This window comes from Microbacterium sp. UBA3394 (assembly GCF_002358725.1).
Classification (GTDB): domain Bacteria; phylum Actinomycetota; class Actinomycetes; order Actinomycetales; family Microbacteriaceae; genus Microbacterium; species Microbacterium luteum.
Map to the genome: position 1 here is coordinate 1 of NZ_DEPK01000126.1, position 10,125 is coordinate 10,125.

At 68.9% G+C, this 10,125-nt stretch carries 12 protein-coding genes and 1 pseudogene; 5 read left to right on the forward strand and 8 right to left on the reverse strand.

The window, feature by feature from the left end:
• From B4E30_RS07695 to B4E30_RS07715, 5 genes and pseudogenes are all read right to left on the reverse strand, one after another.
• A pseudogene (locus B4E30_RS07695) lies at positions 1-629 on the reverse strand (hypothetical protein); the annotation flags it as partial.
• 31 nt (positions 630-660) lie between these two features.
• Entirely contained in the window at positions 661-1,380 is a 720-nt protein-coding gene (locus tag B4E30_RS07700; protein WP_286794485.1) for a hypothetical protein, read from the reverse strand.
• A gap of 56 nt (positions 1,381-1,436) precedes the next feature.
• Positions 1,437-1,571, reverse strand: a complete 135-nt coding sequence (locus B4E30_RS07705) for a hypothetical protein (RefSeq protein WP_272872942.1) — start codon at positions 1,569-1,571, stop codon at positions 1,437-1,439.
• An 8-nt stretch (positions 1,572-1,579) separates the two neighbouring features.
• Complete coding sequence (gene purL, locus B4E30_RS07710; protein ID WP_286794486.1) at positions 1,580-3,925, reverse strand: phosphoribosylformylglycinamidine synthase subunit PurL; 2,346 nt, start codon at positions 3,923-3,925, stop codon at positions 1,580-1,582.
• Between the two features lie 105 nt (positions 3,926-4,030).
• A complete protein-coding gene (locus tag B4E30_RS07715; RefSeq protein WP_286794487.1) occupies positions 4,031-4,702 on the reverse strand; it encodes a GAP family protein in 672 nt (223 codons plus the stop codon).
• Positions 4,703-4,887: 185 nt separating this feature from the next.
• Between B4E30_RS07715 and B4E30_RS07720 the strand changes: the two genes are divergently transcribed.
• From B4E30_RS07720 to B4E30_RS07735, 4 genes are read left to right on the forward strand one after another with little or no spacing between them, the layout of a single operon-like run.
• On the forward strand, positions 4,888-5,217 hold the full coding sequence (locus B4E30_RS07720; RefSeq protein WP_286794488.1) for a PadR family transcriptional regulator: 330 nt from the start codon (positions 4,888-4,890) through the stop codon (positions 5,215-5,217).
• Between the two features lie 2 nt (positions 5,218-5,219).
• Positions 5,220-5,588 carry a DUF1048 domain-containing protein gene (locus B4E30_RS07725; RefSeq protein ID WP_286794490.1) on the forward strand — a complete coding sequence of 123 codons (369 nt, stop codon included), beginning with the start codon at positions 5,220-5,222 and terminating at the stop codon, positions 5,586-5,588.
• The gene (locus tag B4E30_RS07730; RefSeq protein ID WP_286794492.1) at positions 5,585-6,361 is read left to right on the forward strand and encodes an ABC transporter ATP-binding protein; all 777 of its coding nucleotides are present in this window, start codon (positions 5,585-5,587) and stop codon (positions 6,359-6,361) included. The genes B4E30_RS07725 and B4E30_RS07730 overlap by 4 nt, the downstream gene beginning before the upstream one ends.
• Positions 6,362-6,363: 2 nt before the next feature.
• Positions 6,364-7,131, forward strand: a complete 768-nt coding sequence (locus tag B4E30_RS07735; protein WP_286794494.1) for an ABC transporter permease — start codon at positions 6,364-6,366, stop codon at positions 7,129-7,131.
• Positions 7,132-7,164: 33 nt separating this feature from the next.
• On the opposite strand, the gene B4E30_RS07740 is transcribed toward B4E30_RS07735, so the two are convergent.
• On the reverse strand, positions 7,165-7,887 hold the full coding sequence (locus tag B4E30_RS07740; protein ID WP_286794496.1) for an SDR family oxidoreductase: 723 nt from the start codon (positions 7,885-7,887) through the stop codon (positions 7,165-7,167).
• 102 nt (positions 7,888-7,989) lie between these two features.
• The gene (locus tag B4E30_RS07745) at positions 7,990-9,006 is read right to left on the reverse strand and encodes an NAD-dependent epimerase/dehydratase family protein (RefSeq protein WP_286794498.1); all 1,017 of its coding nucleotides are present in this window, start codon (positions 9,004-9,006) and stop codon (positions 7,990-7,992) included.
• A 70-nt stretch (positions 9,007-9,076) separates the two neighbouring features.
• On the opposite strand from B4E30_RS07745, the gene B4E30_RS07750 reads away from it, so the two are divergent.
• Positions 9,077-9,571 carry a MarR family winged helix-turn-helix transcriptional regulator gene (locus B4E30_RS07750; RefSeq protein ID WP_286794500.1) on the forward strand — a complete coding sequence of 165 codons (495 nt, stop codon included), beginning with the start codon at positions 9,077-9,079 and terminating at the stop codon, positions 9,569-9,571.
• Positions 9,572-9,916: 345 nt separating this feature from the next.
• On the opposite strand, the gene B4E30_RS07755 is transcribed toward B4E30_RS07750, so the two are convergent.
• On the reverse strand, positions 9,917-10,125 hold a 209-nt coding region (locus B4E30_RS07755), incomplete at its 5' end, for a hypothetical protein (protein ID WP_286794501.1).

Below are 10,125 nucleotides of genomic sequence, written 5' to 3' on the forward strand. Positions count from 1 at the left end.
TCCCGCACCCGCTTGTACGCCACCTGGCGCTCCGCCGGTGTCGCCGCCTGGTCGACCGCGACCGCGAGCAGCTGCTGGGCCGTGTCGAGACGCTTGCGCTCGGCCGTCGAGAACGTCGAGTCCTTGAGTCGCCGTGCGTCGCGTTCGGCGAGGTCGAACGCGACCTCGTAGTCCGTCACCGCATCCCGGTATTCGGTGAGCTCCTCGCGGCTGACCTTCGCGGATGCCGCTGCCGGCCGAGCGTTGTCGGCAACGCGCTTGGCACGGAGGAAGGCCGCCGTCAGCGGCTGGCGCCCGTCGCTCATCGCGGGGAAGGCGATGAGCTTCGCGACATCCAGCTCGTATTCGAGCCACCGGTGGGTGACGTCGTCGTGGGCGGCGAAGAGCTTCTCGAGCTGCTTGGCGGTCGACTCCTCCGCTGCGGGCTCATCGGATGCGCCGGGCGCAGACGCGATCGGCACAGCGCGCGTGGCGGCCTTCACCTCGCCCTTCGCCTTGATGATCTCGAGCCGTCGCTTGTGGCGGCGACGGGCGCCGCGTTCCCAGGCGCTGCCGGCCGAGGCCAGCACACCGAACAGCGGGAACGCCAGCCACCAGTAGCTCCCGAGGAAGGTGAAGAACGGCTCCACCCTGCCATCGTATCCGCGGGGGTCGGTGCGGCTAGGTGCGGGGTGGCTCGACCGGCGGCGGGCCTTCGCGGCGCGCGGTGCGCCACGCATCCTGCTCGGCCACGCGGAACGCGGCTTCGGCGGCGGCGACGGCCTCCCGGTAGGCGACGAAGTCCTCCGGGGCGACCTTGGCACGAGGGTCGGCGGGGCACAGCGCCCGGGCATGGTGCTCCGCGGCGACGAACTCCGCCGTGACGGGGTGTCGGGCATCCGACATCTGCGGGATGGCGATGGCGCGCGCGGCGTCGGTCTCGTACTGCATCCAGCGCGAGGTCAGCATGTCGTGGCGGGCCATGAGCCGCGCGAGCGGGAGGCGGGTGTCGTCACTCTTGCCCGGCGACGCGGAGACCGCGCGCAGCTGTGCACGAGCGGCCTTGACGCCGGTGCGCTTGGCCCGCAGGGTCATCCACGCGACGCGGTGCGCGTGCTTCGCGCGCTGGAGCTCGTCACGCGCGACCGGCACACTGATCGCGCCCGGCGCGCCCGGGTTGGCGCGGGCGGTCTGCAGCGCGGCACGGGCGGTGCGCATGTCGGCTCGAGCCGACATCAGCGCCGTATACGCACGTGACATCTCGTGGCGCGCGGCGTCGAGCTCGAGCCGTCGCGCCCGCCGGCGACCGCTCGTGGCGACGCCGTACCCGGCCGCGCCCGCACCGATCGCGGTGGGTGCGACCCACCACCAGGCGCCGAGCAGCTCGAACCAGAGGTCCACACTGCCATGCTAATCAGCGGGCGAGCGCGGCGCTCGGATGCTGGACGGCCGCGGATTCAGGCGAACAGCAGGGTGAAGATGGTGGAGCCGCCGGCCACGAGGATCAGCGACACGATGGTCACCCACGCGACGATCTTCATGCGCCGCTGGCGGGCCTCGCCGTAGCCGGCGTATTCGTCGTCGTCGGACATGGTTCCTCCTACGCGGTCGGTTCGGCGATCGTCGCGCCGAACGCGGCGGGCAGTGTCGCGGCGGAGCGCTCGCGGAGCTCGGACACGGCGACGGTGAAGACATCCTGCACCTCGAGGGCGGCCTCGCCGTCTGCCGGCACGTCGGTCACGCCGATGCGCAGCACCGGGTAGCCGCGGCCCTCGCAGAGCCCCCGGAACTTCACGTCCTCCTCGCGCGGCACCGACACGATCACACGTCCGGTCGACTCGCCGAACAGCGCGGTCGCCGCATCCACCCCGTCGCGCTCGCTGATCTCACGCAGCCACACGCGGGCGCCGACACCGAACCGCATCGTCGCCTCGGCCAGGGCCTGCGCGAGCCCGCCCGAAGACAGGTCGTGGGCGCTCGAGACGAGACCCTGCTGCGACGCCGCGTGGATGAGCTCCGCGAGCTTCTTCTCGCCGGCCAGATCGACCGCCGGCGGCAGGCCGCCGAGGTGGCCGTGGATCGTTCCCGCCCACTGCGAGCCGCTCAGCTCGGTCGCGGTGACGCCGAGCAGATAGATGTTCTCGCCCGCATCCTGCCAGCCCGAGGGGATCCGGCGGGCGACGTCGTCGATGATGCCCATCACGCCGACGACCGGGGTCGGGAAGATCGGCTGGTCGCCGGTCTGGTTGTAGAACGAGACGTTGCCGCCTGTGACGGGGATGCCGAGCTCGAGGCATCCGTCGGCGAGGCCCGCGACCGCCTGCGAGAACTGCCACATGACCTCGGGGTTCTCGGGTGAGCCGAAGTTCAGGCAGTCGGTGACGGCGGCGGGCACCGCGCCGGTGACGGCGACGTTGCGGTATGCCTCCGCGAGCGCGAGCTTGGCGCCCTCGTAGGGGTCGAGCTGGCAGTAGCGGCCGTTGCAGTCGGTGGCGATCGCGAAGCCGAGGCCCGATTCCTCGTCGACGCGGATCATGCCGGCGTCGTCGGGGAAGCTCAGGGCGGTGTTCCCCAGCACGTAGTAGTCGTATTGGTTGGTGATCCACGACGTGTCGGCGAGGTTCGGGCTGGCGACGAGCGTCAGGAACTGCTCGCGGAGCACCTCCGGGTCGATGCTGCGGGGGAGGGCCGCGGCCGACTCCTCGCGCAGGCTGTCGATCCATGTCGGGTAGGCGACCGGACGCTCGTAGACCGGGCCGTCGACGGCCACGGTCGAGGGGTCGACGTCGACGATCTGCTCGCCGTGCCAGAAGATCTGCAGGCGGCCGTCTCCGGTGACCTCGCCCAGCACGCTGGTCTCCACATCCCACTTGCCCACGACGGCGAGGAACGCGTCGAGCTTCTCCGGGGCGACGATGGCCATCATGCGCTCCTGCGACTCGCTCATGAGGATCTCCTCCGGCGTGAGCGACGGGTCGCGCAACAGCACGTTCTCGAGGTCGACGCGCATCCCCGAACCGCCGTTAGCGGCGAGCTCGCTCGTGGCACACGAGATGCCGGCGGCGCCGAGGTCCTGGATCGCCTCGACGAGCTCGCCCTGATAGAGCTCCTGGCAGCACTCGATGAGCACCTTCTCGGCGAACGGGTCACCCACCTGCACGGCGGGGCGCTTGGTCGGGCCGCCATCGGCGAAGGTGTCGGAGGCGAGGATGGATGCGCCGCCGATGCCATCGCCGCCGGTGCGGGCGCCGAAGAGCACGACCTTGTTGCCGGCGCCGGTGGCGTTGGCGAGCTTGACGTCTTCGTGGCGCATGACGCCCACCGCGAGCGCGTTCACGAGCGGGTTGCCCTGGTACACCGGGTCGAACACCGTCTCGCCGCCGATGTTCGGAAGGCCGAGGCAGTTGCCGTAGAAGGAGATGCCCGACGTGACGCCGTGCACGACGCGGGCGGTGTCGGGGTTGTCGATCGCGCCGAACCGCAGCTGGTCCATGACGGCCACGGGGCGTGCGCCCATCGAGATGATGTCGCGCACGATGCCGCCGACGCCGGTCGCAGCGCCCTGGAACGGCTCGATGTAGCTGGGGTGATTGTGCGACTCGACCTTGAAGGTCACGGCCCACCCCTCGCCGATGTCGACGACGCCGGCGTTCTGGCCCATGCCGACCATGAGCTTCTCGCGCATCTGGTCGCTGACCTTCTGGCCGAACTGACGCAGGTAGATCTTGCTCGACTTGTAGGAGCAGTGCTCGCTCCACATCACCGAGTACATCGCCAGCTCGCCCGACGTCGGGCGGCGGCCGAGGATCTCCCGGATGCGGTCGTACTCGTCGGGCTTGAGTCCGAGCGCGCCGTAGGGCTGCTCCTTCTCAGGCGTCGACTGGGCGTTCTCGACGGTGTCGGCGACGGGGCGCGACGACGCGGAGGTGTCGGAAGGAGAGGTCATGCGGCTGAGCTCCAGGAATCACGGGCGCCGGACGATCCCATCCTAGATGGCGGCGATGATCCCTTGGTGCCGGGCACGTCATCGCCCGGCACGGCGGGCGGCGGGTCAGAAGCTGCCGACGCCCTTGCCGATCAGCGTGACTCCCAGCACAAGGAGGAGGATCGCCATGATGACGGCGTTCTCGCGCTGAAGCCAGGACCGCAGGGCGGTCAGGGCAGGGGTAAGTCGGTCGGCGGCGACGAGGTATCCGACGACCGGGACGATCACCGTGATCGCGGCGATCACCGCATAGACCGCGATCGCGGCCGCCGCTGCAGCGACCTCCAGGCCGGCGCCGCCGATCGCGACCCCCGCCGCGGCGCCCAGCAGCAGGTTCTTCGGATTGACCCCCGCTAGCAGGAACGCCAGCCCGACGGCCTTGGCGAAGGTGAACGAATCGATCGCCGTCATCCAGGGCGGGAGAGCCGCTTCCTCGCCCGCCTTCGGGCGCTGCCGCCAGCTTCGTATCGCGAGCAGCAGCAGGAGGGTGCCCAGCAGCAGCTTGATCGTTCCGCTCACGGGGCGGGAGGCCCCCGCATCGTCTTCGGGGATGATGCCGGCGAGCAGCGTGAAGACCGTTGCGGCGACGACGATGCCGAGGACCCATCCGAGGAGGAAACCGGTGCTGGTGACCCGCGCCCGCGGTGAGAGGAGTATCAGGATCGCGGCGACGATCGGGATGGGACTGATCGCGACTCCCAGGGCGAGCGGGAGGATGTCACCGACGACCGCGTTCATGCTCGATCCCTTGCTCTCGCTCCGTCGTGCCCGAACCTGGTCGCACGTCGTATCGCGCGATCGAGCGCCCGTCCGCTCCATTCCGGAGCCTAGGACGTCGCGCGGCGGTGCGGAAGAGTCCTTGCGAGCGGCGCTACTCAGTGATACTTTGTACCGGTATTCAACGTTACTGAGTAGGGGCGGCGATGGGACGACACGACACCGAGATGCTCAAGGGCGTGCTGGAGGGCGTGGTGCTCGCGACCTTGGCGGACCGTCCGGCGTACGGATACGAGATCACGGCGACTCTGCGCGAGCGCGGTTTCGCCGATATCGCCGAGGGGACCGTGTACGCGCTCCTCGTACGCATCGAGCAGCGCGGGTTCGTCGACATCGAGAAGGTCCCCTCGGAGAAGGGGCCACCGCGCAAGGTCTACTCGCTCAACGCAGCCGGACGTTCGCGGCTGGACGAGTTCTGGGAGACATGGGGCGACCTCGCAGAACGCATCGAATCGCTCCGGACCGGAAAGGAATGATCATGGCGTCGAAATGGATCGAGGTGCTCACCGGGTCCCTCGAGGAGAAGAAGCAGTATCGCGAGGCGGTCGCACGACTGGATGCGCTGCCCGAACCCCACCGCGAGGCTGCTCGCGCCGTGCACCGGTATCTGCTGCGCTACGGCGGGCTGATCGACGGGGAGCATGTCGCGCAGATGGCCGTCGATCTCGCAGACCTCTGGGAGGGGTCGGTCGCCTCGGGGGCCACCGTGCACCAGATCGTCGGCGACGAGACGGTGGAGTTCGCCGAGACGCTTGCCCTCGCGTACGGCGGCAAGGGGTGGATCGACGCGGAGCGCGCACGGTTGCGCTCGGCGATCGCTGCAGCGACCGAGGGCTCGTCGTCATGAGCACCGCCACCGCCCCGGCGATCCTCGTGGAGGATCTGACGAAGTCGTTCGGCTCCGTGGATGTGCTGCGCGGCGTCGACCTGCAGATCCCGGCCGGCAGCGTATACGCCCTGCTGGGGTCGAACGGGGCCGGCAAGACCACCGCCATCCGCATCCTCGCGACGCTGACCGAGGCCGACGGGGGCTCGGCCGCGGTCGCCGGCTACGACGTCGTCACCGACGCGGAGCAGGTGCGTCAGGCGATCAGCCTCACCGGCCAGTACACCGCCGTCGATGACGTTCTCACCGGGCGCGAGAACCTCGCGCTGGTGGCCCGCCTCCGCCACCTTCCCTATCCCTCGCGGATCGCCGACGACCTGCTCGCGCGATTCTCCCTCACGGATGCGGGAAGTCGGCGCGCGGGAACCTACTCCGGAGGCATGCGCCGGCGGCTCGACATCGCGATGAGCCTGGTCGGTTCCCCATCCGTCGTCTTCCTCGACGAGCCGACCACCGGGCTGGATCCCGAAGCGCGCGCCGAAGTGTGGCGCGCGGTGGAACAGCTCGCCGCAGGCGGGACGACCGTCGTGCTGACCACGCAGTACCTCGAGGAAGCCGAGCGTCTCGCGGATCGCATCGCGATCCTGCACGGCGGACGGATCATCGTCGAAGGCACCCTCGAAGAGCTCGGCAGGCTGTTGCCGCCGACGCGCGTCGAGTACGTCGAGAAGCGGCCGACGCTCGAGGAGATCTTCCTCGCCGTCGTCGGCGGCGCCGAGCCGGAGGAGAACTGATCATGACCACTCACGTGCTCTCGGACACCGGCGCGCTCACGGGCAGATCGCTGCGACACATCCTGCGCAGCCCCGACACCATCATCACCACTGCCGTGATGCCGATCGCCATTCTGCTGCTGTTCGTCTTCGTCTTCGGCGGCGCGATCGAGATCGGCGACGCGACGGGCAGCTACATCGACTACCTGCTCCCGGGGATCCTGCTGATCACGGTCGCCTCGGGGGTCGCCTACACGTCGTACCGACTGTTCCTGGATGTGCAGGGCGGAATCGTCGAGCGCTTCCGGTCGATGCCCATCGCCCGCTCGAGCGTGCTCTGGGCGCACGTGCTGACCTCGCTCGTGGCGAACTCGGTGTCGATGGCGATCGTCGTGGCGGCGGCGCTGCTGCTCGGATTCCGCAGCGGCGCCGGGATCGGCGCGTGGCTGGCTGTCGCCGGCATCCTTCTGCTGTTCACGTTCGCCCTGACGTGGATCGCCGTGCTCTCTGGTCTTGCCGCACACTCGACCGACGGCGCGGCTGCCTTCTCCTACCCGCTCATCTTCCTGCCGTTCCTCAGTTCCGCGTTCGTGCCCACCGAGACGATGCCGGCGCCCGTGGCCTGGTTCGCCGAGAATCAGCCGGTGACGCCGATCGTTGACAGCATCCGGGCGCTGCTGGCTCAGCAGCCGGTCACGTCCGACCTCTGGATCGCCCTGGCCTGGTGCGCGGGCATCGCCGCCGTGGCCTTCATCGGCGCGATCGCGCTGTACCGGCGCCGGTTCCGCTGAGGAGGCTGACTCGCGCGGCGACGAGAGGCGCGGTCAGAGACGAACCTTGCCGATCAGCCGGAGCAGCTTGCTCATCCCCGGGCGGATCTCGTAGCGGTTCCTCTGCACGCCCCGGATCATGTGCGTCACCACGGCGGCGATCGGCATCATCGGGATGCGGTCCACCTGCTGGTTGTCCGCGTCGGATCCGCTGAACATCGGCTTCGTGGTCCTCGGCGGAGCAAGCTCGAAGACCTTGACCGACGTGCCGGTGAGCTGCGCGCGAAGAGACTGCGTGTAGGAGTGCAGACCGAGCTTCGAGGCGCTGTAGAGCGGTGCCTTGTCGAAGGGGATGTAGGCGATGCCCGACGTGACGTTCAGAATCGCGGCCTCGGGCTGCGCGAGGAGATGCGGCAAGAAGACCTGGGTGACCATGACCGGACCGGCGAGGTTGACCCCCACCTCGTCGGCGACGTGATCGGCCGCGGCTTCGGGAAAACGGATGGCCTGCATCAGGCCGGCATTGTTGATGACGACATTGAGGCGCGGGAACGCCGCGGTCACCTGACGGTGCAGCTCCTCGATGGATGCGAGGTCCGTCACCTCGACGGTGAACGCGTGGAGCGACGGGTGCGTGCGCCGGAAGTCGGCGAGTCGCCGCTCATCACGCCCCGTGACGATCACGGTGTTCCCGCGAGCCGCCAGCTGGGTCGCCATCTCGAGCCCGATGCCCGAGGTTCCACCGGTGATGAGGATCGTGTCCTGCCGCAGTTGCACGTCAATCTCCCGTCGTCGTGGGATTCATCCTCATCCTGATGCGACCGACCTGGAAGATCCCCCCGGGTCCTGGGAGTGGCGGGACCAGGAAGGCGCGATGCCTCACGCGGTCATGCCGCGCATGCCCTCTGCGACGGTGAGGCGCGGGTGGTAGCCGAGGTCGGAGCGAGCCGCGCTGATGTCGTAGGCCCGGTCGCGACCCATGTTGGCGACCAGCCAGTTCGTGAGCGGGGGCGCCGTGGGTCGGCGCAGCAGACGCGCTCCACCATCGAGCGCCGCTGCGACCGGAGAGGCGACCCACAGCGGGATGCTGCGGGCTCGCGAGAGATCGACACCCTGCGTGGCGAACAGGGCGCCGAAGAACTCGCGCACCGACGTCGGTGCGCCGTCGGTGACGTAGTAGAGGGCGCCATCGCGACCGCGCGTGAGCGAGTCGACGATCGCGTCGGCGAGATTGAGGACGTGCACGAAGTCCATCGTGTGCCGGCCGTGGTCGATCCACACCCACCGACCCTTTCGGGCAGCGGCGACGGCGTCGGACATGGTCGTGAGTCCCGGGCCCCAGATGAACGGCGGACGCAGGATCACGAGGGCCATGCCGGGGGTCGGCGCGTCTCGCAACGCGTGCTCGGTCGCCAGTTTCACGCGGCCGTAGGCGATCATCGAGACGCCGTCGTCCGTGCCCTCGTCGACGACGCGCGCACGCTGGGTCCCCGTGGATATCCCGGCCGCGCTGATCAGCACGAACCGTGAGACTCCTGCCTTCGCGGCGGCCGCGTGCAGGGCGATGGTCGGCTCGTGATTGTCGGTGCGGAAACCCTCGTCGGGTCCCCAGAACTCCATCCGGGCGGCAGCGTGCACAACGGCGTCGACGGTGCTCAATTCCCCGAGCCAGGCCGGATCCCGAGTCACGTCGCCCGTGGCGGTGAGATCGTCGAGGTCGCCGTTCACGGCATCCGCTCCTGCGCCCCGGACGATGTCTGCGCTGCGCTCGGAGCGAGCGAGTGCGATGGGGGTGTGGCCTTCTTCGCGGAGCCGACGGATCAGGTGCTGACCGACGAAACCGCTTCCTCCGGTGACGAACACGCGCATGGGCGGGATCTCCTCACATAGATGCATCGATACCAATGTATTGATGTCGATAGATTGACACAGATGTAAATTGGTGTCAACAACGGAGGAGGCGACGATGGGTGCAGTCGATGATGAGGACAGTGTCGAGCAGCCGAGCGCGGTCGACCTCGCGGACGGCTTCGGCCGCGCGGCGAAGATCCTCGCCCGTCGCTTCGATGACCGACTCGGCGAGGCGGGGGTGTCATTCGCTCGTGCGCGTGTTCTCGTCGAGGTCGTGCGGCTCGGCCCGATCCGGGTCACCGGCGTCAGTCAAGCGGTGGGCATCTCGCAGGGCACGGCCTCGGCTCTTCTGGACGCCCTCACCCGAGAGGGGCTGGTCACGCGAACGACGGATCCCGCCGACCGACGTGTGACACGCGTCGTCGCGACCGCCGAGGGGCGGCAGCGCGCAGAGCTGTGGATGCGGGCGTATGAATCCGCAGCGGAGGAGCTGTTCTCACCTCTTCCGCGTTCGCGCTGGCCGGAGCTGCTCGAGATCGTTCGAGTCCTCGTAGCGGATCACGAGGTGCCGGCGGTCGAGGGAGAGGTTGAATCGACGCTCGACAGCTGAAGGCGCGGTTTCCGTGGCGCCGTGTGCGGGGCGAGAAGCTTTTGTCGGGAACGCGGTGAGATGACACCGAGTGTCACGTGGCTGGGGCGCCTCGCGCGCTGGCGATCCGACTTTGTGATGACACTTTCCTGCGCTGCACATATTTCGTCATCCTTGTGCCTCTGCTCCGCGACGGGTCGGCGGAAACGAGGCGAGCGGACACTGACGAGCTCGATCAGCTCGTGAGCTTACTGTCCAGGCAGTCGAACATGCGTTGCGTGGTCAGTGCTCGAGTCAGTGGTTCGCAGTGCCCTGCGGCGCCTTCGGCTGCGGTGAAGGCGCTGCAACCTCACGGACAGACCCGGTCTAATCGGCGATGCGGTCCAGGCCCGCGTGGACGGTGTGGCTCGCCGCGATGAGCTGCTCGACCGTCTGGTCGGGTGCCTTGATGTAGCGGTAGATGAAGTCGGGGTCGAAATGCCCGAAGCGGTCCATGGGACGCACCACGCCATCCGGGGTGCGGAGAATGCCGTCGAGTGGCGCGAAGTCGAACTGAATCGCCCTGGGTTTCGTTC

Coding starts and splice junctions, on each gene's coding strand:
- B4E30_RS07705 (WP_272872942.1), bottom strand. CDS start 1,571: ATGTCCGACGACGACGAATACGCCGGCTACGGCGAGGCCCGCCAGCGG.
- purL (WP_286794486.1), bottom strand. CDS start 3,925: ATGACCTCTCCTTCCGACACCTCCGCGTCGTCGCGCCCCGTCGCCGAC.
- B4E30_RS07715 (WP_286794487.1), bottom strand. CDS start 4,702: ATGAACGCGGTCGTCGGTGACATCCTCCCGCTCGCCCTGGGAGTCGCG.
- B4E30_RS07720 (WP_286794488.1), top strand. CDS start 4,888: ATGGGACGACACGACACCGAGATGCTCAAGGGCGTGCTGGAGGGCGTG.
- B4E30_RS07725 (WP_286794490.1), top strand. CDS start 5,220: ATGGCGTCGAAATGGATCGAGGTGCTCACCGGGTCCCTCGAGGAGAAG.
- B4E30_RS07730 (WP_286794492.1), top strand. CDS start 5,585: ATGAGCACCGCCACCGCCCCGGCGATCCTCGTGGAGGATCTGACGAAG.
- B4E30_RS07735 (WP_286794494.1), top strand. CDS start 6,364: ATGACCACTCACGTGCTCTCGGACACCGGCGCGCTCACGGGCAGATCG.
- B4E30_RS07745 (WP_286794498.1), bottom strand. CDS start 9,006: ATGCATCTATGTGAGGAGATCCCGCCCATGCGCGTGTTCGTCACCGGA.
- B4E30_RS07750 (WP_286794500.1), top strand. CDS start 9,077: ATGGGTGCAGTCGATGATGAGGACAGTGTCGAGCAGCCGAGCGCGGTC.